This is a genomic window from Flavobacterium sp., from assembly GCF_040379285.1.
In the GTDB taxonomy this organism is placed as follows: Bacteria; Bacteroidota; Bacteroidia; order Flavobacteriales; family Flavobacteriaceae; genus Flavobacterium.
Genome location: NZ_JBEILJ010000007.1, coordinates 14,657 through 40,829, shown reverse-complemented (window position 1 = coordinate 40,829; position 26,173 = coordinate 14,657). Strand labels below are relative to the sequence as shown.

24 protein-coding genes are annotated in these 26,173 nt (G+C 41.0%); 14 read left to right on the top strand and 10 right to left on the bottom strand.

What is annotated here, in order from left to right:
* Nucleotides 1-487 precede the first annotated feature (487 nt).
* Both capB and ABWO12_RS02905 read left to right on the top strand, forming a co-directional pair.
* Entirely contained in the window at nucleotides 488-1,747 is a 1,260-nt protein-coding gene (gene capB, locus ABWO12_RS02910) for a cysteate-C-fatty acyltransferase (RefSeq protein WP_353087060.1), read from the top strand.
* A 325-nt stretch (nucleotides 1,748-2,072) separates the two neighbouring features.
* Nucleotides 2,073-2,831 carry a phage tail-like protein gene (locus ABWO12_RS02905; protein WP_353087058.1) on the top strand — a complete coding sequence of 253 codons (759 nt, stop codon included), beginning with the start codon at nucleotides 2,073-2,075 and terminating at the stop codon, nucleotides 2,829-2,831.
* On the opposite strand, the gene ABWO12_RS02900 is transcribed toward ABWO12_RS02905, so the two are convergent.
* Together ABWO12_RS02900 and ABWO12_RS02895 are read right to left on the bottom strand one after the other, a co-directional pair.
* Nucleotides 2,832-3,950 (bottom strand): GTP cyclohydrolase, encoded by a 1,119-nt coding sequence (locus ABWO12_RS02900; protein WP_353087056.1) that lies wholly within the window; start codon nucleotides 3,948-3,950, stop codon nucleotides 2,832-2,834.
* Between the two features lie 4 nt (nucleotides 3,951-3,954).
* The gene (locus ABWO12_RS02895; RefSeq protein ID WP_353087054.1) at nucleotides 3,955-4,938 is read right to left on the bottom strand and encodes a transporter; all 984 of its coding nucleotides are present in this window, start codon (nucleotides 4,936-4,938) and stop codon (nucleotides 3,955-3,957) included.
* A 112-nt stretch (nucleotides 4,939-5,050) separates the two neighbouring features.
* Here ABWO12_RS02895 and ABWO12_RS02890 point away from each other — a divergent pair, with 112 nt between their 5' ends.
* From ABWO12_RS02890 to ABWO12_RS02875, 4 genes are read left to right on the top strand one after another with little or no spacing between them, the layout of a single operon-like run.
* Nucleotides 5,051-5,305, top strand: a complete 255-nt coding sequence (locus tag ABWO12_RS02890; protein WP_353087052.1) for a DUF4834 domain-containing protein — start codon at nucleotides 5,051-5,053, stop codon at nucleotides 5,303-5,305.
* Nucleotides 5,306-5,318: 13 nt separating this feature from the next.
* Nucleotides 5,319-7,784 carry a YfhO family protein gene (locus tag ABWO12_RS02885; RefSeq protein WP_353087050.1) on the top strand — a complete coding sequence of 822 codons (2,466 nt, stop codon included), beginning with the start codon at nucleotides 5,319-5,321 and terminating at the stop codon, nucleotides 7,782-7,784.
* A gap of 3 nt (nucleotides 7,785-7,787) precedes the next feature.
* The gene (locus ABWO12_RS02880; RefSeq protein WP_353087048.1) at nucleotides 7,788-9,083 is read left to right on the top strand and encodes a glycosyltransferase family 4 protein; all 1,296 of its coding nucleotides are present in this window, start codon (nucleotides 7,788-7,790) and stop codon (nucleotides 9,081-9,083) included.
* Nucleotides 9,084-10,550 carry a lipopolysaccharide biosynthesis protein gene (locus ABWO12_RS02875; protein WP_353087046.1) on the top strand — a complete coding sequence of 489 codons (1,467 nt, stop codon included), beginning with the start codon at nucleotides 9,084-9,086 and terminating at the stop codon, nucleotides 10,548-10,550.
* 69 nt (nucleotides 10,551-10,619) lie between these two features.
* Here ABWO12_RS02875 and ABWO12_RS02870 read toward each other — a convergent pair whose 3' ends face one another.
* Nucleotides 10,620-11,246 (bottom strand): hypothetical protein, encoded by a 627-nt coding sequence (locus ABWO12_RS02870; protein WP_353087044.1) that lies wholly within the window; start codon nucleotides 11,244-11,246, stop codon nucleotides 10,620-10,622.
* A gap of 234 nt (nucleotides 11,247-11,480) precedes the next feature.
* On the opposite strand from ABWO12_RS02870, the gene ABWO12_RS02865 reads away from it, so the two are divergent.
* Nucleotides 11,481-12,662, top strand: coding sequence for a M20/M25/M40 family metallo-hydrolase (locus tag ABWO12_RS02865; protein ID WP_353087042.1), 1,182 nt, complete (start codon nucleotides 11,481-11,483; stop codon nucleotides 12,660-12,662).
* Nucleotides 12,663-12,703: 41 nt separating this feature from the next.
* Here the strand turns inward: ABWO12_RS02865 and uvrA are convergent, their stop codons facing one another.
* Nucleotides 12,704-15,493, bottom strand: coding sequence for an excinuclease ABC subunit UvrA (uvrA, locus tag ABWO12_RS02860; protein ID WP_353087111.1), 2,790 nt, complete (start codon nucleotides 15,491-15,493; stop codon nucleotides 12,704-12,706).
* A 177-nt stretch (nucleotides 15,494-15,670) separates the two neighbouring features.
* On the opposite strand from uvrA, the gene ABWO12_RS02855 reads away from it, so the two are divergent.
* From ABWO12_RS02855 to ABWO12_RS02845, 3 genes are all read left to right on the top strand, one after another.
* Nucleotides 15,671-15,826, top strand: a complete 156-nt coding sequence (locus ABWO12_RS02855; protein WP_353087041.1) for a T9SS type A sorting domain-containing protein — start codon at nucleotides 15,671-15,673, stop codon at nucleotides 15,824-15,826.
* Nucleotides 15,827-16,050: 224 nt separating this feature from the next.
* A complete protein-coding gene (locus ABWO12_RS02850) occupies nucleotides 16,051-16,635 on the top strand; it encodes an RNA polymerase sigma factor (RefSeq protein WP_073362878.1) in 585 nt (194 codons plus the stop codon).
* Nucleotides 16,636-16,690: 55 nt separating this feature from the next.
* Nucleotides 16,691-16,834 (top strand): hypothetical protein, encoded by a 144-nt coding sequence (locus ABWO12_RS02845; RefSeq protein WP_353087039.1) that lies wholly within the window; start codon nucleotides 16,691-16,693, stop codon nucleotides 16,832-16,834.
* Nucleotides 16,835-16,857: 23 nt separating this feature from the next.
* On the opposite strand, the gene ABWO12_RS02840 is transcribed toward ABWO12_RS02845, so the two are convergent.
* Nucleotides 16,858-17,514, bottom strand: a complete 657-nt coding sequence (locus tag ABWO12_RS02840; RefSeq protein ID WP_353087037.1) for an endonuclease III domain-containing protein — start codon at nucleotides 17,512-17,514, stop codon at nucleotides 16,858-16,860.
* Between the two features lie 55 nt (nucleotides 17,515-17,569).
* On the opposite strand from ABWO12_RS02840, the gene bcp reads away from it, so the two are divergent.
* Nucleotides 17,570-18,022, top strand: a complete 453-nt coding sequence (gene bcp, locus ABWO12_RS02835) for a thioredoxin-dependent thiol peroxidase (RefSeq protein WP_353087035.1) — start codon at nucleotides 17,570-17,572, stop codon at nucleotides 18,020-18,022.
* A gap of 33 nt (nucleotides 18,023-18,055) precedes the next feature.
* Here bcp and ABWO12_RS02830 read toward each other — a convergent pair whose 3' ends face one another.
* Nucleotides 18,056-19,519 (bottom strand): TonB-dependent receptor, encoded by a 1,464-nt coding sequence (locus ABWO12_RS02830; RefSeq protein ID WP_353087033.1) that lies wholly within the window; start codon nucleotides 19,517-19,519, stop codon nucleotides 18,056-18,058.
* A 127-nt stretch (nucleotides 19,520-19,646) separates the two neighbouring features.
* Between ABWO12_RS02830 and ABWO12_RS02825 the strand changes: the two genes are divergently transcribed.
* The 3 genes from ABWO12_RS02825 to ABWO12_RS02815 are packed head-to-tail and all read left to right on the top strand — an operon-like array spanning nucleotide 19,647 to nucleotide 21,403.
* Complete coding sequence (locus tag ABWO12_RS02825; protein WP_353087032.1) at nucleotides 19,647-20,414, top strand: MBL fold metallo-hydrolase; 768 nt, start codon at nucleotides 19,647-19,649, stop codon at nucleotides 20,412-20,414.
* Between the two features lie 2 nt (nucleotides 20,415-20,416).
* Nucleotides 20,417-20,908: a hypothetical protein gene (locus tag ABWO12_RS02820; protein WP_353087030.1), complete on the top strand. Its 492-nt coding sequence runs from the start codon at nucleotides 20,417-20,419 to the stop codon at nucleotides 20,906-20,908.
* Nucleotides 20,909-20,923: 15 nt separating this feature from the next.
* On the top strand, nucleotides 20,924-21,403 hold the full coding sequence (locus ABWO12_RS02815; protein ID WP_353087028.1) for a hypothetical protein: 480 nt from the start codon (nucleotides 20,924-20,926) through the stop codon (nucleotides 21,401-21,403).
* Here the strand turns inward: ABWO12_RS02815 and ABWO12_RS02810 are convergent, their stop codons facing one another.
* Genes ABWO12_RS02810 through ABWO12_RS02795 form a run of 4 tightly spaced genes read right to left on the bottom strand, consistent with a single transcriptional unit; the run spans nucleotide 21,404 to nucleotide 26,157 of the window.
* Nucleotides 21,404-22,048: an alpha/beta hydrolase gene (locus ABWO12_RS02810; protein WP_353087027.1), complete on the bottom strand. Its 645-nt coding sequence runs from the start codon at nucleotides 22,046-22,048 to the stop codon at nucleotides 21,404-21,406.
* Nucleotides 22,049-22,072: 24 nt separating this feature from the next.
* A complete protein-coding gene (locus ABWO12_RS02805; RefSeq protein ID WP_353087025.1) occupies nucleotides 22,073-24,505 on the bottom strand; it encodes a TonB-dependent receptor domain-containing protein in 2,433 nt (810 codons plus the stop codon).
* Nucleotides 24,506-24,547: 42 nt separating this feature from the next.
* The gene (locus tag ABWO12_RS02800) at nucleotides 24,548-24,901 is read right to left on the bottom strand and encodes a hypothetical protein (RefSeq protein ID WP_353087023.1); all 354 of its coding nucleotides are present in this window, start codon (nucleotides 24,899-24,901) and stop codon (nucleotides 24,548-24,550) included.
* Between the two features lie 2 nt (nucleotides 24,902-24,903).
* Entirely contained in the window at nucleotides 24,904-26,157 is a 1,254-nt protein-coding gene (locus ABWO12_RS02795; RefSeq protein WP_353087022.1) for a dihydroorotase, read from the bottom strand.
* Nucleotides 26,158-26,173: the final 16 nt, after the last annotated feature.

Below are 26,173 nucleotides of genomic sequence, written 5' to 3'. Positions count from 1 at the left end.
TGATCATGCGTTGTTCCCCAAATCTTCGTATGGCTATTGGATTTATTTCTCTTTTTTGGAGCGGAATGGTATTGGCACAATTTTGCCTTTCTTTCCCGTTCTCCATTTGCAATCTGTGTGCCGAAATAAAGCACTGACTTATCTTTCGATCTAAGTTTACAATTTAATATTGACGGATTTGTAAATGCCCATTATATATGGATATGAAACGACCATAGTCAATAAGGGGTAATCGGGAATCAATACGGCTGCTATCCCTATCATTGCTGTAAAGGCCGATGTTATGGAAGCTGCCAAAGTTCGACTTCGGGAATTGGGGATGAACCATTATATGACCAAACCCGTCGACAAAGAGCGATTATTGGAAGCAATATTGACGTGTAGGCAAGAATTATAAACGATATGTTGTTGATAGAATCGTGTTAAAGCGCTATGATTAGAAATCGATTATCGTTATTTTTGCAACGATTATAACCTGTTTTGAATCATGGTAAAAGATTTATTTGAACGAATTCAACAAAATAAAGGGCCGTTAGGGCGATGGGCTTCTCAAGCAGAGGGGTATTATGTTTTTCCAAAGCTGGAAGGTGAATTAGGGCCTCGAATGCAGTTTCAAGGAAAAGAAATTTTAAACTGGAGTATTAATGATTACTTAGGTTTAGCCAATCATCCCGAAATTCGCAAAGTAGATACGGAAGCAGCACAACAATTCGGTGCCGCTTACCCGATGGGGGCACGTATGATGAGTGGTCATACCACATTACACGAACAATTGCAAAATGAACTGGCGACTTTTGTCCAAAAAGAAGCGGCTTATTTATTGAATTTTGGTTACCAAGGAATGGTGTCGATTATCGATGCATTAGTGACCAAAAACGATGTGATTGTCTACGATGTCGATTCGCACGGTTGTATTATTGATGGCGTGCGTTTGCACATGGGAAAACGTTTTACCTACAAGCACAATGATGTTGAGAGTTTGGAAAAAAACTTACAACGGGCTACCAAAATGGCGGAAGAAAATGGCGGAGGTATTCTCGTCATTACTGAAGGTGTTTTTGGTATGCGTGGACAACAAGGAAAGATCAAAGAAATTGTCGACTTGAAGTCTAAGTACAACTTCCGATTGTTAGTTGACGATGCTCATGGTTTTGGAACGTTAGGAAAAACAGGTGCCGGGGCAGGGGAAGAGCAAGGGTGCCAGGATGCAATTGATGTCTATTTCTCTACGTTTGCCAAATCAATGGCCAGTATTGGTGCCTTTGTAGCCGCCGACCAAGACGTGATTGATTATTTAAAATATAACCTTCGTTCTCAAATGTTTGCCAAGTCTTTACCTATGATTATGACCGTTGGAGCTTTGAAACGTTTGGAAATGTTGCGCACCATGCCTGAGTTGAAAGATAAGCTATGGGAAAATGTTAATTATTTGCAAAATGGATTGACGAGTCGCGGTTTTAATATTGGTGATACCAATACCTGTGTAACTCCGGTATATTTGGAAGGCTCAATTCCAGAAGCGATGGTTATGGTGAATGATTTGCGAGAAAATTATAATATATTCCTCTCTATTGTGGTGTATCCTGTAATTCCTAAGGGGATTATTCTATTGCGTATGATACCTACAGCTTCCCATACAAAAAAAGATATTGATGAAACATTAGCCGCTTTTGAAGCTATCCGTGAAAAGTTAGAAAACGGAACCTACAAACAAATCGCGGAAGCCACTACGGTTGATGTATCGTAACCAACAAAAATAAATTTTTATGCTCTATAAAAAGTCCATCCTTCGGGGTGGATTTTTTTATTTCACACTTTTATCACCAATCATTTATTGCTTTTTGTAAAATACGAAAATACTTACAAAAAATAACATTAAACTCATTTCGTCGAAAATTATAGTATTTAACCGATAAAAAGTTTTTTTACTTTGTAGGATAATTCTACATTTGAATACGATTTACCCTGATAACAATACAATATACTCGTTTAAAGCGAATGGTATTCAGCAGTAAAAAAAAATGTTTAACCTACTCAAAAGCCCTAATTCTGAGTTTCAAAATTGAACTACTATGAAACAAAAATTACTACTTATCAGTTTTTTTGCAACAAGTGTATCTTTTGCACAAGTTGGTATCGGAACCACAGATCCGCAAGCCGATTTAGATGTTCGAACAACCAATCCCAGTGCACCTGATGCAGCTGCGGGAATTGCTATTCCACAAGTGGACGCCCTGCCTACCACAGGAAATCGTGCGGGACAATTGGTGTATTTTACAACTGTCAATCGCTATTACTATTATGATGGTGTCAAATGGCTTGCCATCTATCAACAAGTACACGATTTTGGTGACATGAAATACAGTCTCAAAACGACCGATCATCAAGGTTGGGTGTTGTTAAACGGTCGTTCTGTTAGCGCATTAACACCTTCACAACAAGCGGCTGCCACACTTTTAGGGTTTGGTGAGAGCATACCAAATTTATCGGATAAAACTTTAGTAGGTTCGAGTGTTAGTAAACCTCTTGGTTTTTATGGTGGTAATTCAACCGTGACCATTTCTCAAAATCAATTACCCGATGTTACGCTCTCAACCTCTACCAATGGCGCGCATACCCATGGAGCTGGTTCTGTGGGGAGTTACAACTTAAATCTTACAGGTGGTATTACCTTTCAACTGTTGAATGCCTCAACGAATACAGCACAAACCACCTCAAGCGGATCGCATTCACATACCACTTCTTCTATTAATGGTGGTGTTACTCAAGAATCTCTAAACATTCAAAACCCTTATATGGCAGCGAATGGATTTATTTATCTCGGAGAATAATTATAAATATTTTTTATAGGTCCTTCTGCGTCTGAAAACGGTTGGGTTGAAGTTCTTCCAGATGTTATGAATGGCCGTATTCTCCTCTAATTCTGGGGTACGAACACAAGTTTGTACCCCATTTTTTTGGAAGGAATCATAATACGCTTCAAAAATTAAGGCGGTTACTCCTTTGTTTTGATAATCGGGATCAACTCCAATGAGATAAAATAAAACTTCTTCGTGTTTTTTTTGCGCTTTCAACAGGTAATAAAACCCAAAAGGAAACAGTTTACCATTAGCTTTTTTCATTGCTGCGGATAGATTCGGCATTACAATTCCAAAAGCGATTAGTTTTCCAGCATTATCAAAAACAAACTTGATGTACTCGGGTTTGATTAAACTAATGTATTTTTTTTTAAAATATTCCTTTTGCTTAGCATTAATCGCTACAAAAGAGGCTAAGGAGGCATAAGCTTTGTTAAACAAATCAAACATTTCATCAACATAAGGCATTATTTCTGCCGTTTTATTGAAATTTTTGCACACCACTTGGTAACGCTTTTGTATCAAGGTACTTGCTTTTCGATACGGTTCGATTTCGATACTTTTAAATGAAAACACATTTTCTAGGTATTCTTTTTCTTTAACAAATCCCAAGTGTTCCAAATGCGTTTTGAAGTAAGGATAATTATACCAGGTAATCATGGAAGCCAAACGGTCAAATCCCTCGGTGACCACGCCAACTTTATCCAAATTAGAAAAACCCATCGGACCCTCTACATAGGTAAGGTCATGTTTTTTTCCCAAAGCATATACTTTTTCTAAAAGTGCTTCCGTCACCGAAAGATCATCAATAACATCCCACCATCCGAAGCGGACCTTGCGTTTCTTTTGGTTGTTCACTTCTTCCCAATTGATAATCGCTGCAATGCGACCCACGGTTATTCCCTCGCGTTGCGCCAAGTAAAACAAGGCTTCAGCTTGGTCAAAAGCGGGGTTTTTTGATGCATCCAACGTGGCCAATTCGTCTTCAATCAAGGGCGGCACCCAGTTGGGATCGTTTTTATACAAACGAAACGGAAAGGTGACAAATTCGCGAAATAAGGCTTTTGAATTGACTTCTATAAGGGTAATCATCGTATTAAGGTTTTGCTGTGGGAACTTCGTCCAAACGTTTTTTTAGTTTTTCTTTCTCTTTTTCTTTTTTCTTCTCGCCTTTGGTTTTTTTCTTTTTCTTTTCTTCTTTTTTGGGAGCGCGAATCAAATTGTCTTCATAATACGTATCCGTTCGCCACGAAACGCCCAAACCAGCGTATGTAATCGAAGGGGTATTTTTCATGTTTTGACTGATAAACGCATCGACTTGAAAACTCGTTCCCCATAAATAGGCTGCTCCTGCGGTCATAAACACATCGCTGTAATAGCCTCCGCTGAGCATTTTTCCTTCAATAAATCCCGACCAACGATCAAATCCTTTGGTAATGGTTCCAATGAATCCCACAGTTTGGTTGTTGGAGGCAATTTTGTCTACAAAGGTATTCGTTACAAAAGCCCAAGCTCCAGAAAATACATTTTGAGAAATCAACATCACTTTTGGACTAAAAGTACCATAAGATTCGCCGGGATACATAAAAGGATAATTCCCCACTTTAATATTGGTTCCCGCATAAACCGATACCGCTGGAATCATCATGCGCCAATTGAATTTATGGTTGGCTTTCCAGCTGTATAAGTTGGGTTTGGCATCATAGTTTTTAAACGGATCATAAATCAAATATTTAAATCCCAAAAGAACCCGTCGGAAGCCGTCTCGATGAAAATTGCCCGCCGGTGAAAAGTAGCTGTCGTTTTGGTAGGTCATTTCTAAAATCCCTTCCAATTCCTCTTTAAAAAATCCATAACGCGTGGTCAAACTCACCAAATATCCTTCGGTATTGAAGGCATTACGGTCAAATTGTTCCTGACTGTAGCTAAATCCCGACTCAAATTGTAGGACACGTTTTCCAACCGCATAAGCATTCATCGATTCGCCGGGACGATTGGTGTTGATTTCATCCGTATACTGCGCATGGGTGAGTAATGAGCCAAGGGTGAGAACCAACAGATGTAAATGGGTGGATTTCATGGTCAATTAGTTGTGGGTTAGGTGACCCAAAAGTACACTTTTTATTATTTATTTATGACCTACACCATGATTTCCTATATGGTTTTTAGTATTTTTGACAAAATTTATACCCATGCAGGAAGCCAGTTTACAAGGACTTCTAAAGACCTTGTTTTATATCATTCTGTTTTACTACTTATTTCGTTTTATCGCCCGCTTATTGTTGCCTATCTTAGCGCAAAAAGTGGTTGAAAAAGCCAATCAACAGATGGAAGATAAATTCCGTCAACACCAACAAAATCAGTCTACTAAAGCCTCAACTTCAGCGCCCAAGAAGAGCGAAAAACAAGTCGGTGAATACATCGATTTTGAAGAAGTAAAGGATTAGCAAATTTATTTTTATGATGCAAAAAATTCAAGCATACCTTCAAAAAGGATATCCTCATTTGTTAGCCATTTCGGGATTTATCCTCATAGCTGTATTCTATTTTTATCCCATTTTACAAGGAAGAAAAATTTATCAAAGCGATATCGTACAATATACGGGTATGGCCAAGGAGCAAAATGATTTTCGCGCTACCTATGATACCGAGCCGTATTGGACCAATAGTGCTTTTGGGGGAATGCCCACCTACCAATTGGGGGCAAAATACCCTCACGATTACATCGGTGCAATCGACGATATATTGCGTTTTTTACCGCGTCCTGCCGATTATTTATGGCTTTATTTTATTGGGTTTTACGTGCTAATGCTCGTGCTTAAAACCGATCCGTTGAAGGCCTTCTTTGGGGCTTTAGCTTTTGGTTTTTCAACCTATTTGATTATCATTTTGGGTGTGGGACACAACGCCAAAGCCCATGCAATCGCCTACATGCCGTTGGTCGTAGCCGGTGTTTTATGGGTGTTTCAAAAACGGTATTTGTGGGGGGGCATTTTAACGCTTTTTGCAGTTGCGCTCGAAATCAATGCCAATCACTTTCAAATGACCTACTATTTGCTCATCGTACTTTTAGGATTGGGCATTTATTACGGTATCAAAATGCTGCGCGAAAAGGACTTTTCGGCCTTAGGGAAAACCGTTGCCACCTTTGCCATCACTTTAATTCTAGCGATAGGGGCCAATGCCACGTCACTTCTCGCTACCCAAGAATATGCGCAATTTAGTACCCGTGGAAAGAGTGCCTTGCAATTGGAACCCGACGGAAAGCCCAAAACCGATAAGGCCACTCTTGACCGAAGTTATATTACAGAGTACAGTTACGGAATTGCCGAGAGTTTAAATCTTATCGCTCCCCGATTGTTTGGTGGAGGTAACGACGAAAAGTTAAGCGACGATTCGAGCGTGTATCAATTCATGTTGAACTATGGGGCAACCGAGTCAGAAGCCCGCCAGTTTACCGATGCGTATGCGCGAACCTATTGGGGAGAGCAACCCATTGTTGCCGCACCTGCCTATATCGGAGCCGTTGTTTTCTTTCTTTTTGTTTTGGCCTTGTATCATGACAAACGTCAGCTTAAATGGGTTTTTTTTGGTGGAGCTTTGGTATCGTTGCTGCTGTCATGGGGGAGAAATTTCCCAGCCTTAACCGACTTTTTTATCGATTATGTTCCTTTGTACGATAAGTTTCGCGCGGTATCTTCAATTCAAGTCGTTTTGGAATTGTGTATACCGGTATTGGCAATTATGGGACTCCATGCGTTTATGACCACTGAGCCCGAAAAGCGATGGAATAATTTGAAGAAAGCAGGACTGACTTGTTTGGGTATTTTGCTGCTAATTTTTTTCCTCAAAAGCAGTTTTAATTTTTCGGGGACTTTGGATGCGGATTTACTTCGCATGTTTAGTGAAGGACAAGATAAATCATTCGGTATAGGTTTTATCGACGCCCTAAAAGCCGATCGGGAAACCTTGTATGCCGCCGATTTGTTGCGCTCCGGATTTTTAATGGCTTTAGCCTTTGTGTTTCTTTGGCGTTTTTCCAAAGTAAAATTAGGCGCTATGAATACCATCCTCTGTGTCGGTATCGTTATGGTTATTGATTTGGTATTGGTCGATAAAAAATATGTCGATAGTACTGATTTCGTCTCCGCACATGAGGTTGATCGTCCTTTTCAAGCCACGCCCGCCGACGAACAAATCTTACAAGACACTACCTACTACCGCGTATTGGATGTAGAAGGCAATATGAGTAGTGCCCGCGCGTCCTTTTTCCACAAATCGATAGGCGGATACAGTGCTGTTAAACCCCGTGCCATTCAGGAGTTGTTTGACTATCAAATTGCCAAAAATAACAAAGAGGTATTGGATATGTTGAACATCAAATACATTATCCAAGTGAATGAAAAAGGGGAGCAGTTTCCCACCCTTAATCCCAATGCCAATGGGAATGCTTGGTTTGTCCATTCGATTCAAGGCGTACCCTCGGATGATGCGGTAATGAAAAGCTTAGATACGTTGAAAACCAAGTCGGTTGCCGTTTATAATCGCAATGAATTTAAACCCACACCAACGCGATTTGTGCGCGATACCACGGCTCGTGTACAACTCACAGCCTACCGTCCCAATAAGTTAATCTATGTTTCCAACAGCAAGCATGAAGGTTTTGTAGTGTTTTCTGAAATGTATTACAAACCGGGGTGGCAGGCCAAAATCGATGGAAAATCCGTAGCTTATGGCAAGGTAAACTTTGCATTACGGGGTATGGTTGTTCCTGCGGGTAAACACACGATCACGTTCACGTTTGAACCCCAAGTGGTAAAAACAGGCAGCATGGTATCGTTAATCAGTTTTATCCTAATTGTTTTGTTATCCATTGTGGGTATTTATCTTGACCGTCGCCAACAGAAAGAACATTCTCCCTCGTAAGGTATGAGTACCACTAAGGAAAAAGTTTTAATCATCACCTACTATTGGCCACCTGCGGGAGGGCCAGGCGTACAGCGTTGGTTAAAATTTGTAAAATACCTTCCCGATTTTGACGTGATTCCTTATGTGTATGTCCCCGAAAATCCCAGTTATCCCATACAAGATGCGGGTTTGCTTCGTGAAGTGTCGGAGAAGGCCATCGTGATCAAAAAGAAAATTCGAGAGCCCTACCAATGGGCGGCTTTGTTTTCAAAAAAATCGACTCAAAAAATCAGTTCAGGGATTATACCCGCAGCCCAAAAACAATCGGTTTTACAAAAATTTCTGCTATGGGTTCGGGGCAATATTTTTATTCCTGATGCCCGCTTTTTATGGGTAAAACCGTCGGTTCATTTTTTAAAAAATTATATAGAAAAAGAAGGGATTACCACGATCATTACTTCGGGTCCGCCGCACAGTTTGCATTTAATAGGTAAGCAATTGCGTGCTTCGATGAATGTAAAATGGATAGCCGATTTTCGTGATCCATGGACGACCATTGGGTACCACAAAGCCTTAAAGTTGTCAAGGTATGCGGCTAAAATTCATCGTGACTTGGAGCGACAAGTATTGCAAAGCGCCGATCATATTTTGGTGACGAGTCCCACCACAAAAGAAGAATTTTCTGCGCTTACTTCCCAACCTATTACAGTCATCACCAATGGCTACGATACCGAACAAGTACCCCCACAAACGTTGGATACTTCGTTTTCCCTTGCGCACATCGGTTCGTTTCTTTCCGACCGAAATCCAATTATTTTATGGGAAGTTTTAGCCGAACTTATTCATGAAAATCCACAGTTTGCTGCTGATTTTTCCTTGAAGTTAATCGGTAAAGTCAGTGAAGAAGTGTTGCAAAGCATTTCCCATTATCAACTGAATCCGTACGTGAATAATTTGGGGTATGTAGCCCATGACGAAGCAGTAGCGCATCAGCGTAAATCCCAAGTTCTATTATTGATCGAAATTGACTCGACAGAAACCCGCAGTATTATCCCTGGAAAATTATTTGAATATATGGTTTCCGGTCGTCCGATCGTTGCTTTGGGTCCGAAAGGTTCTGATTTTGCCGAAATTGTAAATTCTACGAACACAGGTACTTTTTTTACCTATGCGGAAAAAGTCGCATTGAAGCAAAAAATTAGCGAACTTTACACTCAGTATCAAGCGGGTAATCTCCAGACACATCCCGTGGGACTCCAACAGTATTCGCGAAAGCAACTAACCCAAGCATTGGTTCAACTAATTCATTCCGTTTAAATGGGAATAGTTCAAAATCAATCCATTAAAAATACCGTCATTACCTTTTTCGGTTTTGGAATTGGTGCGATTAATGCCTTGTTTTTTTATACCCATTTTTTAGGAAAAGAACATTATGGCATTGTATCGACCTTGCTTTCTGGGGCCAATATTATGATGCCCTTGATGGCTTTTGGCGCACAAAACACCATCATTCGGTTTTATACTCAATACGATTCAGAGGCCAAGCGAGAGCGTTTTCTTGCATTTATGGCGTTGGTTCCTTTTTACTTAATGATTCCTATTGGCGTATTGTTTTACTGTTTTTACGATAGCATCGCTTCCTATTGGGTGACTGAAAATCCTTCGTTACAACCCTTTTTCGGTTTAATTCCGGTTATTGGTTTTCTAATGGCCTATTTTGAAGTTTTTTATGCATGGGTAAAAGTGCATTTACGTTCGGTTTATGGCAACTTTATTTATGAGGTTTTCGGACGGGCTTTAATCATGTTTCATTTGATTTTGCTTCATTTTGATTACCTCACGAAGGCACAATTTATATACAGTGTTACAGGGATTTATGCGTTACAAACGGTAGTCATGTTTGCTTATGCGATGCGGGTGCGACGCCCTTCTTTTGCCTTACAAATTCCGCATAATTTTAAAGAGATATTTTATTATTCTTCCTTCATTATCGTATCGGGAGGCATTGCGGTTATGTTGGTCGATTTTGATAAAGTAATGATTCCGCAATATCTACCTATCGCGCACAATGCAGTGTATTCGGTAGCTATTTTTATTGCCACCGTTATTGCAGTACCTTACCGTGCGATGAATCAAATTGTATCCCCAATTACTGCGCGCTTGATGGTGCAAGAAAGATGGGATGAATTGCAACAATTATATCAAAAAACATCCATCAATTTGCAAATCACTGGCGGTTTATTGTTGGTATTAATTCTAACCAATATCCACATGTTGTATCGCATTATTCCCGATAATTACGACGGGGGCGTTTGGGTGGTATTTATGATAGGGATTTCTAAGTATTACGATGTGCTTTTGGGCAATAACAACGCGATAATTGTCAATACCCGATACTACCGCATGGTTTTATTTTTTGGCGTGGCTACTGTGGTATTGATGATTGTTTTGAATACCATTTGTATTCCTATGTATGGTATCAATGGTTCGGCTTTGGCAACATTACTGACAATCATGCTGTACAATACGGTGAAATTTGTTTTTGTCGTTAAGAAGTTGAAACTTTTTCCTTTTACCCTGTATACGGTTCGATCGTTAGTAGTTTTAATGGTTGTTTTTGGGCTATTTTATGCTTGGGATTTTCCTTTCCACCCGATAATTAACATCGTATTTAAATCTTTATTAGTGGCGCCACTGTATCTGTTTGCCCATTATTATCTTCGCGTTTCCGATGAGGTAAACGAAGTATTGGATCGTTTTTTGCCTCGTTTTTTAAAACGATGAAAAAATAGAAAACCCTGTAATCCTAGGACTACAGGGTCTCCGAATCAAACTAACTAACCCAAACTTTATTTACTCTTCATTTGCTGTAGATTCCGACGTTTCTACTTGTCTTGTATTTTGATCTGTTGTGCGGTAGTAATAGCCTCCAGGGAAATAATGGGTACTTGAACCGTAATAGGTGGTTGAACAGGTGGCTTGCTCATAGTAATTAGGTGTAAAGCCATGGCGTTTGACGCTTCCCACGGTATGGACGATTTGACCCAAGCGATTGTAAACGATTCGCATACCGCCAATTTGCGTTAGCGCAAAACGGTTGTAGTACATGAACACACTTCCAATTCGACTTACTCGATCACGACTATCATAGTTGATGAATGTGTTACCAACGCGTCGTACACGTCCAAAGGAGTCAAATTCAATCAAAACCCCATAATTTACAGGGCGACTTCCTCGCGCCATAGTTTTGGAGCTTGCACCGCGGAAGTAGTAGCTACCTCCAACATCTTCAGGACGGGTATTGAAGTCAAAATCACCATTCAAGAACACATAAAATACAATCCCGCGTTCCATAAATTGAATCGGTTCGGCTTCATTGAAGTGTAGACCATGACGGTGGTTAGCAAACTCCAAAGTAGTGGCATGAGCCCAAGTGTTAAAAGCGAACACTAAACTGGATAAAAGCGTAATAGTTTTCATAAGGCATTCGGTTTACGGTTGGTGCTTACTCTTTCGATTTTCAGCTTCTTCGATCATTGTGATGTAAAGGTATTTTCAATTGCTGTGCCATCTTTATCGATAGAATTGTCAACGATTTGTTAATGATTTTTAATCTGTTGAATGCAAAACTCTTACTTCAGGTGACTGCTTTATTTTCAAGATAATTTTAGTATATTTGACTCCACAACAAACCACTTTATTGAAGATTACCCCATGAAAAAATACCTACTGGTCCTCTTTTCTTTAATTGGATTTCAATTTGTCTCAAATGCCCAATCTTTTATTCAAGCCTATGCCGACATTGCCAATCAGTGTTCTCAAACGAATGTCACGAACAATTTGACTGAGTTTGAAGATTTAGGTGTAAAACGACGCGGCACCGCAGCGTTGCAAAATACTTTAGATTGGTTGAAGAGCAAATACCTTAGCTACGGCTACACGGCCAACCAGCTTCAAGAGTTTTCCTATACCTATTCGGGTTCGTCAGCCGTGTGTAAAAATTTAGTAGTCACCAAAATCGGAACCACCTATCCCAATACCTATGTCATTATATGTGGTCATTATGATTCTATTGTAGGTACAGGGACCAATGATAATGGGAGTGGGGTAGCGGCTATTTTGGAAGTCGCGCGTTTATTGCAAAATGTCCCCACGGAATATTCCATTCGTTTTATCAATTTCTCGGGGGAAGAAGATGGTTTGCGTGGAAGTCAAAATTATGTCAACACCGTTGTCAATGGCACCACCCCCAAAATGAGTATCCGTTTGGTATTCAATATTGATCAAGTAGGCGGAGTTGCCGGAGATATCAACGATACCATTACTTGTGAGCGCGATACAGGGAGTCCAACTTCCAATAATGCGGCTTCTAATGCCATGACGCAACAATTGATTACATGTACTGAATTGTATTCGCCCCTAAATACCAATTTGTCGTATGCCTATGCGTCCGATTATATGACATTTGAAGATAACGGTGAAGTCATTACAGGGTTTTATGAAACCAATGAAACAACGCACCGACACACGGCTACCGATTTATTGGTCAATATGGATCCGGTGTACAACTATAAAGTGGCCCAAGCTGCTACGGGGGCGATGTTGCATTTTGCAGTAGCGAGTACAACCCTAAGCACATCGTCAGTACAGGAATATCAAATGTCGGTTTTCCCCAATCCAGCGACGAATGAGATTTATTGGAATTTGGGGACATTTCCCAAAAATGAGTATCAATTTAGCTTGATAGACAGCACCGGTAAAATTGTATTATCCCAAGCGGTTACCGATGCGCCTTTGGTCAAGGGGTTTGCCGTAGGTCATTTGGCTCGTGGTATGTATATGGCGGTTATGGAATCGGATTCTACCAGAGTTACCCGGAAGATTGTTTTAGAATAAAAAATAGCAAAAACCCCTTCATGATGAGAAGGGGTTTTTCATTATAACTTTGCTTTTAAGTATTGGCCTGTTATCGATTCCGGATTCTTAGCAATTTCCTCAGGAGTTCCAAAAGCCATCAATTGCCCTCCTCTTTCGCCTCCCTCCGGACCCAAATCAATAATCCAATCGGCACATTTGATTAAATCCAAATTGTGCTCAATTACGATGATAGAGTGGCCTTTTTCGATGAGTGCTTCAAACGATGCGAGTAACTTCTTGATGTCGTGAAAATGAAGTCCGGTGGTGGGTTCATCAAAAACAAAAAGTGCTTTTTCCTTGGTTGCGCCTTTCACTAGAAATGAAGCGAGTTTTATTCGTTGCGCTTCACCGCCCGATAAAGTAGACGAAGACTGTCCCAACTGCACATATCCTAAACCTACATCTTGTAAGGGTTGTAATTTTTGTACAATTTTATTTAGTTCGTGCTTTTTAAAAAAGGCAATGGCCTCATCAATGGTTAAGTTGAGTATCGCATCGATGTTGAGACCGTTACATTGAACTTCCAAAATTTCTTTCTTAAAACGTTTACCACCACAGGTTTCACAGGGCAATTCAACATCGGCCATGAATACCATTTCCACATTAATCGTTCCGTCTCCTTTGCACGTTTCACAGCGTCCACCATCTACATTAAACGAAAAATGTTTGGGTTGGTAGCCGCGTATTTTGGATAGTTTTTCCTTGGCAAACAAATCCCGAATGTCATCGTAAGCTTTGATATAAGTGACAGGATTTGAACGCGAGCTTCGGCCAATTGGATTTTGATCGACATATTCAATATGATGAATCCGATGGTAGTGGCCTTGCATATCGCTAAACTGCCCCGCTTTTTCGCCAATACCTTCGAGTTTTTTTTGTAAAGCTGGGAAAAGAATTCGTTTGACCAATGTACTCTTACCACTACCCGAAACCCCGGTAATTACGGTAAGACACTCCAAAGGAAATCGGACGTCTACGTTTTGAAGGTTGTGTTCTCTAGCGCCTAAAATGTCAATGTAAGCCGACCATTTTCTACGAACTTTAGGCACTGGAATTTCCATTTTACCGTTTAAATATTGAGCCGTTAACGAGTTGGCTTCTAAAATTTCGGAAAAAGTGCCTTGGGCCACCAATTCGCCTCCCAAACTCCCCGCTTCGGGACCGATATCGATTATCATATCAGCTTCCCGCATGATATCTTCGTCATGTTCAACCACAATGACCGTGTTGCCCAAATCGCGTAGGTTTTTTAACACTTCAATAAGCAATTCCGTGTCTTTGGGATGCAAACCGATACTGGGTTCATCAAGAATGTACATCGAACCCACTAAACTGCTGCCTAATGAGGTTGCCAAATTAATACGTTGCGATTCTCCGCCCGAGAGTGTAGCCGAGTTGCGGTTTAATGTAAGGTAATCTAAGCCCACATTTTTTAAAAAACGCAAACGGTTTTTAATTTCCAACAAGAGTCTTTTGGCCACTTGCGCATCGTGTTCCGACAATTGCAGTGTTTCAAAAAATGGTAATAACATCCGAATAGGCATGGCTACGAGTTCGCCGAGGGTTTTCCCGCCAACGTGCACATATTGCGCTTCTTCGCGTAGCCGTTTTCCCTTACATACGGGACATTTTGTTTTCCCGCGGTAACGGGACAGCATTACCCGATTTTGTATTTTATAGTTTTTTTCCTCTAATTCCTTAAAAAAATCATGCAACCCGACAAAGTAGCTATTTCCCTGCCACACCAATTCTTTTTGGGCAGGTTCCAATTGAAAAAACGGTTTGTGAATGGGGAAATCAAATTTGTAGGCGTTGTTTACCAATTGATCCCGATACCAACTCATGCTTTCGCCACGCCAGGGAAAAATTGCATTTTCAAATACCGATAAAGCCGTATTAGGAATAACTAAATCTTCATCGATACCGATAATATTTCCATAGCCTTCACAACGAGGGCAAGCGCCATAGGGATTGTTAAAACTGAACAAATGAATGTTGGGTTCAAGGAAGGTCAACCCATCAAGTTCAAAGTTGGTATTGAATTCAGTACAAATTTCGTGATCTACTGACGCAATGTAGCAGGTTCCTTTTCCTTCATAAAAAGCCGTTTGAATGGCATCGGCTAAACGGTTGTAAAAGGCCTCTTCCTCTTTGACCACAATGCGATCAATAACTAAACGAATATTTTCCTTGGGGACCGATTTTAGGTCAATTTCATCCAGACGCAGCATTTCATTGTCCACCAAAATACGGATAAATCCTTGTTGTAGAAGAACGTTGAGTTTGTCTTCTAAGGCTCTACCTTCTTCCACATGAATAGGAGCAAGCAGCAACCAACGGGTTTCGGGCTCTAAGGTCTTCACATGGTCAATAACAGAAGAAACGGTATCTTTTTTTACTTCATTTCCCGAAATCGGTGAAATAGTTTTCCCAATACGTGCGTAAAGCAATTTTAAGTAGTCGTAAATTTCTGTAGAGGTACCTACGGTCGAACGCGCATTGGTGGTGTTGACTTTTTGCTCAATAGCTATAGCTGGCGCGATTCCTTTGATATATTCAACCTTGGGTTTATCTAGGCGACCCAGAAATTGACGGGCATAAGCTGATAAACTTTCTACATAACGTCGTTGTCCTTCTGCATAGAGGGTGTCAAAAGCAATTGACGACTTTCCTGAACCCGATAGTCCTGTGATAACGACCAGTTGGTTGCGAGGAATGGCGAGGTTAAGATGTTTAAGATTGTGAATACTAGCCCCTTTGATTAGAATGTGTTTTTTGGGCTCTAATTCGACTAACTTTTCCGATAGCATTTCTTTTTTTTTCAAAGATACACATTCCCCATTTTTTGGCCTCTATTGCCAAAGCTTTTGCGTCCATTTTTAAGAGGATTTTAGCTTTAATGGGCAATTTTTCATTTCTTCTTTTTCATTTTTTAATTTTACCCGCCTAAGAAATCACTATTTAAATGTACATTACCTATTGACAAAGTGGCTATTCATGATATGATGGGACAAGAGGTTTTAACAGCCTACACCGCAACCAATCGCATTCCAATTCAGGCGCTAACCCCGGGATTGTATTTGGTAACAGTCTATGCGGAAGGGCAGAAGCGTACCCAAAAAGTGGTCATCACCCAACAATAGCAGCGAATTTTATAAAAAATGAATCCCAAAGTAACGTGGTTTTCGCCGCTTTATTTTAGGATTTTTTGACTCAATATGTTAATTTATCGAAAGAAACTTGCATATTAAAAAAATATTATATTAAATTTGGCTATTACTTAACACCAAAATCTTTTGCCTATAGCGTAAAAAACTACTTTTTAGATTGACAACAGAAACAAAAAAATCACTAAAAAGGGTTTGCTATGGCTACAACTCATCTCTCCGATTCTGTCTTAGTACAGCAATACATTGCAGGCAATGAAAATGCCTTGGCAATGTTAATCAACCGGCATCAATCCAAAATCTATGGATTTATCTATTCCAAGTTACCCGATCGGGATGTAGCAGACGATATTTTTCAAGATACCTTTATTAAGGTAATTAAAACGTTGAAATCGAATGCTTACAACGAGGAAGGGAAGTTTTTACCTTGGGTTATGCGTATTGCTCACAACCTTATTGTAGACCATTTTCGAAAAAACAAGAAAATGCCTGTGGTGCGTGATACGGATGAATTTTCAATCTTTTCGGTCATCAAAGACGATTCCAAAACAATCGAAGGTTTGATGATCAGTCAGGTCATTGAAGAGGATTTACGCCGAATCATCCAAGAATTGCCTGCGGACCAAAAAGAAGTATTGGTGATGCGGATTTATCAGGACCTGAGTTTCAACGAAATTGCTGAAATTACAGGGGTAAGTATCAATACCGCGCTAGGAAGAATGCGCTATGCATTGATGAACTTGCGCAAAGTGATTGAAAAAAATAAAATTATTTTAACCAATTAACAATATTTGACGTACGGTAACGTTATAGATGGGAATAACACGCAAATTAACATCTATGGCGAAACTTTACTCTCAAAAAGCCTTTTCGGGTCCGAAACGGTTGCCCAAAAAAGAAACGGTGCAGTTTTTACTGAATTATTCAAAAGCCTTGAAAATTGTAAAAACCAGCCGAATGAACTTCGAACTGATTACCAATTAAATCCATGATCCCGATAACGTGCATTATCGGGATTTTTTTTGTGCTTCTTTGAGTACCGATTTTCGCCCGATGGTTTTCGTAATTATGTCTTTTTCTAGGTCCCATCCCCGTGCGGGCGAGTACTCCCTACCATACCAAATAATTTGTAAATGCAAATCATTCCATGATGCTTCGGGAAATAGTTTTTTGGCATCGCGTTCGGTTTGAACCACACTTTTTCCATTGGATAATCCCCAGCGGTACATCAAACGGTGAATGTGTGTATCTACAGGAAATGCCGGTACACCAAAGGCCTGACTCATCACCACACTTGCTGTTTTGTGTCCCACACCCGGTAGGGCTTCAAGGGCGTCAAAACTTTGGGGAACTTCACCGTTGTATTGATCAATTAAAATATTCGATAAGCCATGTATTGCTTTAGATTTCATCGGTGAGAGTCCGCAAGGTTTAATGATTTCCCGTATCGTTTCAACGGATAACTTCACCATAGCATAGGGATTATCCGCTTTCGCAAATAGATGAGGCGTAGTTAAATTTACCCGAACATCTGTACATTGAGCGGATAGCAAAACCGCAATTAATAGCGTATAGGGATCTTTATGGTCCAAAGGAATGGGAATGGTAGGGTAAAGGTCTTTTAACGTATTTATAACAAACGTTGCGCGTTCCTTCTGAGTCATTTTTGTACTTTTAAAAGTATAAATTTACGTCAAACGCTAACAAATAAAAAACACTATGACCAATTTAAAAAAAGGCGATGCTGCCCCATTATTTTCGGGCAAAGATCAAGATGGAAATGTGCATACCTTGGCGGATTACAAGGGTAAGAAACTTGTGGTATTCTTTTACCCAAAAGCCAACACGCCCGGTTGTACCGCAGAAGCTTGTGACTTACGGGACAATTATGCCCGTTTTGAAGCCCAAAATTATGCCTTACTCGGTGTAAGTGCTGATTCGGCAAAAGCACAAGCGAGTTTTAAAAATAAGTATGAATTCCCTTTTCCATTGTTGGCAGATGAAGATAAATCCGTGATTCAAGCTTTTGGTGTTTGGGGTCCCAAAAAATTTATGGGGAAAGAATACGATGGCATCCACCGCACCACTTTTGTGATCAATGAGGCGGGCGTGATTGATGACGTCATTACCGATGTAAAAACAAAAGCCCACGCGGAACAAATTTTACCCTAACAATAAGCCCCGAGTCATTTCGGGGCTTATTTTTTATGCTTCTTCCAATACGCGATTGGGGTCGTATCCAAACAAATGATGTTGTTTAATTAAATCTGCTGTCCCTTCAGGTAACATAGCTTCCCAACCCGACGTACCATTGGAGATCATTTTCAATACCTCGCGTGAGAATATCTTCAGATTGCCCCGGTCAAAATCGGTTACATCCACCACCTTACCATTGTACGCAAAGAACTTGTACAACTCTTTCATTCGTGGGTGAACTTTTAAGTTTTGTGAAGTGATAATCTCTCCATTTTCTTCCATTGGGTAGAGGTATACTTTGAGATCGCGGTAGAATAACTTACCAAAGGCTTCCAAAATTCCACCACTCAAATGGCGGTAGTATTTTTCATCAAAAATATCAATCAGATTGTTCACACCCATGGCCAATCCCATACGGGCTTTCGTGTAGCTGGAGAAGTACTCCACGACGCGATAGTACTCTTGGAAATTGGATATCATAACCGTTTGCCCTAGTTTACAAAGCAATTCGGCACGGTCCATAAAGTCACGTTCATCAATTTCCCCTTCCGAACGTAGGTTAGAAAGCGTAATTTCAAAAACGACAAAGGTATTTTCTTTTTCAACTTTGTTTTCTTGGTAGAACATTTCCAACGATTTCTCGTACATGTCCATGTTTACTTTGGTCACGGGTCGGAAACTTCCGCGAATCGCCAAAATATTTTTCTTGTATAAAACAGCGGCAGGGAGTATGTTTTTTCCATCAGAACCAAACATAACGGCATCGGTCATTCCGTTACGAACCAATTGTAAACTGATCAATCGGTTGTCAACGTTGGCAAAGCGTGGTCCCGAAAAGTTGATGGTATCGATTTCCAGTTGGTCTTTGTCCAAATGATCGTAGAGGTAGCGTAACAGTTTCTTGGGGTCGTTGTATTTGTAGAACGCACCATAAATCAGATTCACACCCAAAATACCCAACGTTTCTTGTTGCAAACGGGCATCATTTTCTTTGAAACGAATGTGAAGGGTGATTTCATTGTAATCCTCATCGGGTTCAACTTGGTATTTGATACCCACCCAACCGTGTCCTTTGAATTGTTTTGCAAAATCAATAGTCGCTACCGTATTGGCGTAACTGAAAAACATTTTATTAGGATGCTTATCCCGCTTCAAACGCTCTTCAATTAAGCGAACTTCATGGTTCAACATTTTTTTCAAACGGCTTTCGGTCACATAGCGACCATCGTTTTCATTGCCGTAAATTGCATCACTGAAGTCTTTATCATACGCCGACATGGCCTTGGCAATGGTACCCGAGGATCCTCCCGCACGAAAAAAATGACGCACTGTTTCTTGACCAGCTCCAATTTCAGCAAAGGTTCCGTAAATATTTTCGTTCAGGTTAATCCGTAAGGCCTTATCCTTTGTTGTCGGAATCTGTGTAATGACACGATCACCTTTTAACTTGATGTTTAATTCGTTATTCGCCATAATTCTTGTATGCCACGCAAAGTTAATAAAACGATTGCGGTATGTAAAAGGAATTAATCCTAATTTTGTATTAAATTACGCCTTATTACCGCGGGGTATTTCTCGCTTACCACAAAAATCGTGCTACATGAAAATTTATTTTCTAGGAACCGGTACTTCACAAGGTATTCCCGTCATCGGAAGTGACCATCCCGTTTGCTTAAGTCAAGACCCACGCGACAAGCGGCTACGGGTTTCTATATGGGTGGAAGTGGAGGGACAATCCCTCATAGTCGATTGTGGCCCCGATTTTCGGCAGCAGGTGCTAACGTCAGGATGTACCCGCATTGATGGCTTGCTTTTTACCCATGAGCACGCCGATCATACCGCGGGTTTGGATGACATTCGGCCGTTTAATTTTCAATACGGTCCTATGCCCGTATATGCCGAGTCGCGTGTTATTGCCAATTTGAGGCAACGCTATAACTATATTTTTGCGACTGAAAATCGGTATCCAGGAGCCCCCGCTGTGCATGTTCACCCCATTGAGGCTAACGCGCCTTTTTCTATCGGTGGTGTTGCAATTCAGCCTATACGTGTTTGGCACGGCGATTTACCGGTTTTGGGATTTCGAATAGGTGATTTCGCGTATTTGACCGATGTTAAAACTATTGAAACAGCCGAATTGGATAAGTTGAAAGGACTGAAAGTATTGGTGGTGAATGCCTTACGGGAAGCGCCTCACGATACTCATTTCAATTTGCAGGAAGCATTAGATTTTGTAAATTTGGTACACCCAGAGCAAGCCTATTTAACGCATATTAGCCACCATATGGGCTTTCATGCGGAGCGGGAAAAAACGCTCCCTTCTTCGGTTTTTTTGGCTTACGATAACCTAGTTTTAACACTCGAATAATCATGGCACGACAACTTTATCTTTATTTATTTATCATAGCTGCACTTTTGGCTTCTTTTACCTACGTGTATTACAGCAAGCAGGTTCAAATGCAACAAAAGAAAGCAACCGCTGACTTAAAGACGAAAAGCGATAGTATTGCACAACTTTCGCAACAGTTGGCCAATGCCGATTCCTTTTCGTTACAAAAAAACGAGTATGCGCAAAACTATTTTGCCAATTTTGATGTAAAAAAGTTAGAACCTTCCATCAAGGAACAGTTATTGAGTTTCAACGACAAACCGGAAGGAAATCCGTATACGGGACAAGAGAAATTGGGAGAGCAAAAGTTCATTATTAATTCCATGAAAGTACTCAACCACCGCTGGATTATTGCCAACTACAGCGATGGAACGTACTGGGGCGATGTGATGATCAAATATTTTGTCGATGAAAAAGGAAAAGCTACGTTTCAAACCATGGACAGCTACATCTATCCCAAAGAGGAATACTAACGTTTAATTTTCAGCATGAAAACATCTTTTTTTTCACTTATACTTTTGTTGCTTGTCGGCGCTTGCAAACCCCAATCGGAGGAGGCAACCGCAGCACAAGGGCAAGTCAAGGATTCTACCATCACGGGTTCAGATAAAGACGAAAACGGTTGTTTAGCTTCAGCGGGTTATACTTGGTCGAAACTAAACAAAGAATGTGTCCGGATGTTTACAGGATTGCAATTAAATCCCTTAGATCAAGCCAATACTGAAGATGAAACCCTAGCGGCCTATGTCTTGTTTAGCGAAGACCGCAAGCAAGCGGAGGTCTTTTTACCCAACCAAGAATCTATGTTACTTACGCGTGCCAGCGAGGGCAGTCCATGGGTAAAAAACGACTACCAATTGGTAGCTTGGAAGGGGTTTATCTTTAAAAAAGGGGAAACGACCTTGTATGCGGGTGATAGTGAAATCGGGCAAAAGGTAACGGGTAGTGCCGATCCAGAAGCCGAATAATTACCGTGTAGTTTCTAGCCAGTTTCTAAAATCAAAAAAGTTTTGTGGCGACACACCATGGCCTACAGGATACTCTTTGTAGGTAACCGCAATTCCCAAGGCTTCCAATTGCGGCACAGCTTTTCGGGCCCAATCAACAGGAATCACCTGATCAACACTTCCGTGGGAGGCGAAAACTTGTAAACTGTCTAACGCTTTGCCTTCAAATCCTTCCGCAGCGATGTCTCGATTAAAATACCCACTCATCCCCACTACACGTTGTACTTTTTCGGGATACGATACCGCTACGGCATAACTCAAAATACAACCTTGACTAAATCCGATGAGGGTTACCTGTTTTGAATCAATAGGGTATTTCTGAAGAAGTTCATCGATACAATCTGCGATTCGATCCCGCGATTGACGGGCTTGTACTACATCTGAAAATTTATTTTCATCGGCGTCAAAATTTATGGCATACCACGCATAACTTCCGTACATGAGATCATAAGGCGCTCGAACAGAAATCACATAATAATCGTTTGGCAGTTCAGTTGCAAACGAAAATAAATCTTGTTCGTTGCTTCCGTAGCCGTGAAGTAGAATCAACACGGGATGACCTGATTGAATCGTTTGAGGTTCTCTAACAAGGTAGTGTAAGTCCATAGCTATTGTTTGCGCGTAAAGATACTAATTCCCAATACGATTTTTCTCGTCTTCTACCCCGGTATTGCGGTTTTGTGCTCTTTTCACTTGGTCATTACCAAAATTATAAGTGAGGTTAAAACGAAGCTGGCGGCTGTCACTTCCCCCACGACCGTTGATGATAACGTTAGCAAACTCGGTTCGACCCGACCACGGTGAGGTAAACAATACGTCGGAAACGGCCACGCGTACATTTAATTTATCTTTCAAAAACTTCTTCTGTGCCGCAATGTCTAGGGATCCCAAACTTGCTGTACGATAGGTTCCACCCCACACCGAAGGCGAATTAAACCATCCTGAAATTTCCAAATTGATTTTTTTAGGAAGCGTAATATTATTTTGCCCATAAATGTTTAAAGTTTCCTGCGTTAAGCCCACAAAAGAGGGATCCGTGGGAATGTAGCGGCTGCGAAAGGCATTGACACTCATGTACACATTCCACCAATTATTGACCTTAAAAGGGTACGAAATTCCCAAATTAATCGTTTCCTGATTGGCCACATTTTTGGTGGTCATGCGACTCTTATTCAGTCCCACCGCTTCGGTCACTTGCGCAAAGAAATCAGAGACATAACTGTAACTCAACGAGGTGTTAAGTTTGTATTTATAGGTGTGGGAAGCTTTGATATTATGCACATATTGGGGTTGTAAAAAAGGATTCCCTTTGCTAACCGACAATTCATCAATTTGATATTCAAAAGGATTTAAAGCGTTGTAACTTGGGCGTTCGATACGGCGACTGTAGGTAAGTGCCCACGAATTGCTTTCGTTTTGTGCAAACGTGATTCCTCCACTGGGAAAGAAATCGGTATATTTTCGTTTTACCCGTGCATCATTGTTTTGCTGTAAACTGCTCAATTCACCATCGGAATGTGTGTTTTCAACGCGGAGTCCCAATTGGAAATTGAACTTTTTCACCATACGGTTATAATTCACATACACCGCATTTACATTTTCTTTATAGGTAAAGCGATTGCTCAAAGTGGTATTGAAAACGGGTTGTCCAGCGGGATAATTAAATACATCAAAAGTGTTTTCTGTGGATACTAACGAAGTTTTCATTCCCAGTCCCAATTTTCCCTTACCCAGTCGCTGTTCATAATCGGATTTAAATGCGGCAATATCAATTATGACAGGGGTGTATTGGCTGTTGATGATGGCACTTAATACGGTTGTTTCGGTGGGGTCCAAATAAAAGTTGGGTAAAAAAGTATCGCGGTCTGAGTTGTACCGCCCAACATCTAAATCGGTAGTTAACGAAACCCCTGTGGTGTCTTGAAATCGGTAATTTACGTTGGCATACAAGTTATAATTTTTGTTATGAGCCTTGTTTTGCGCTACCAAAACGCTATCGATAACATTGGAAGTTTGCGGGCGAATAGGAGTTCGAGATCGGCCATCTCCATAGGCATTATTAAAGTTCCCCGTGAGGACAAGTCCAAACGAATGACGACGATTGTGGGTGTAATCAAGTCCCATTTTCAAGTTGTTGGCATTGGTCATGTAATCCGTTTTCGTATCGGAATTAAAAACCCGACCGTTTTGTAGGCGTTCAAACTCCATAAAGTTGTAACTCTTCCCAAATCGGTTGCTATAGTTGAGGTAGGTGTTGAATTTTTTACTGCGATTGTTTAAAGATATCGAATTCACCGACGTACCAAAGCGCCCGATATTGTATCCCGAAGTGACCGTACCGTTCGTCCCAAAGTTTTTATTTTTTTTCAATTTGATATTGACAATACCTGCATTTCCGGCAGCATCGTATTTGGAAGACGGTTGGGTAATGATTTCAATCGATTCAATATCTGTGGATTGGATCGTTTTTAAAAAAATGGTCATATCGGCGCCACTCAAAAACGATTGTTTTCCATCGATGTAAAAAAGGACACCACTTTTGCCTTCAACCACAACATTATCGTTGTTATCGACTACGACACCTGGTGCTTTTCGCAGCAATTCAAAACCGGTATTCCCTGTTGCATTAATCGTATTTTCGACATTGAAAACTGTTTTGTCGGCCAAGACTTGAACAAGTGGTTTTTCTTTTTTGATGACGACTTCGTTCAACTGAACAGCGCTTTCTTTCAGAAGGATGGGTTCCAAAATTAATTCGCTTTCCGTTATAAGCAGTCCTTTCAGAATTTGGTCCTCAAATCCCACAGAGGTGACTTTTAAACTATAGGTTCCTGGACGCAATCGCGAAATGGTAAACGCGCCTTCGGCATCGGTTAAAACGGCTTTGACCAGTTTGTTGTCGGCATCAAATAGTGCGACAGAGGCCGTGTAAAGGGCTGTTTCTTTTTCCGAACGCACTCTTCCTTTAACATTTCCGGTTTGCGCTTGAGCACGAAAACCGTAGCTAAAAAGGCTAAGGAGTACGAAAAGTATAGGGGTAGTTCTAGAGGGTTTTTCTTTCATGAGGTTTCTGATTGCCTCATTTGTCCTGAAAATGTCAGATTGTTACAATCGTTTCAACCATTTTTGAAAAAAAGGTCCCAACAAAGGAATGGGACGGGTATACCCCATAACAGCCGAGAACATCCCGTAAAATGTGAGGATACTTATAAAAATCCAAAAGGGAAAAGCGATGTTGAAACTCGTTTCAGGGGGTAATTGCGAACGGTTGAAATAACTACTCATCGTGAGTCCAATCAACAGAAATGTCGCTGTGAGTCCCAACCCTTGGCGCAAATGAAACGAAGTATAGGGATTTTTTTTATCGGCATTGATGGATAATGCGATGAGCGGTCCAATGATGAGCACATAACTCAAGATTGCCATTGATTTGCCTTCTTTGATGGTTGTTGTGTCCATAATTAATTGAGCATAAGATGTTTTTCACGGGCAATACCAAGTACTTTTCCACGGGTGGGTTGACCGAGTAAAGCTGCATTTTTGGAAGTAGAGCGAATTTGATCTGCCGTAAACGTTCCCGATTCTTCTGTGGTAAATAGCGTAAGATTCACTGCAGCACCTGGCGCAATTACCGCCAGAGGTAGTCCAAAAATCGCTCGACCCGCAGTCAGTTTTTCTACAATCAAATCCATCGAAAGAACAGCTGCAAGCGCACCCCACGCCGATTCTAATCCGATTGACCCCTCATGGGCCAAGTCAAATTCTACTTTTTTATATTCAATATCTACCGGATGATGGTCTGTCGTGATGCAATCGATGGTGTTATCGCGTAGCCCTTCCCACAGCGCCTCTCGATCATGTGCCGTGCGTAACGGAGGGGAAAGTTTGTAGCGGGTATCAAACGATTCCAAAACGCCATCGGTAAGGACTAAGTGCGCGACAGCCACACTACAGGTAACATTCAATCCCCGCGCTTTGGCCTCACGAACAAGTGCCACCGATTTGGCTGTCGAAAGGGTAGGGATATGTAAAGCGCCTCCGGTATATTCCAATAAAAATAAATTGCGGGCCACCTGTAATTCTTCCGCCAAACTCGGAATTCCTTTGAGTCCTAGTCGTGTTGCTGTAATACCTTCGTTAACCACACCATTTCCGCGGAGAGTGTCGTCTTCACAATAGGCAAGAACCCGTCCATTGAAATCCTGTACATATTGTAGTGCAATCTTGAACAGATTGGCATTTTTCATACTTTTTTTATAATCTCCAAAAGCTATGGCTCCAGCTTGTTGCATATCGTACAGCTCGGCCAATGCTTGTCCAGCACTACCCATTGTGAGCGCCCCAATCGGATGAATTGCGGTTGCTTGTCCCGAAGCTTTTTGATGCAACAAATGAAGAACGGCGGCATTATCGGCTACAGGTAGTGTATGCGGTTGTACCATGATTTCAGTGAATCCTGAGCTAGCAGCAGTTTGCAACCCATTGGCGATGGTTTCAGCAGCTTCAAATCCGGGTTCTCCCAAAACGACCGAGGTGTCAAACCAACCCGGGGATACGAAGGCATTGGGCAATTCGATGACCTGCGCTTCTTGTGGGAGCGGCAGATTTTCGCCTATAGCGTGAATCAAACCGTCTTTAAGGTGAATATCGACACATTGGTGGTGATAGGCCCCTTTGGGGTCTACAATTGTTACCGATTTAAGTACCGTAGTCATAGTTGTTGTGTGTTGT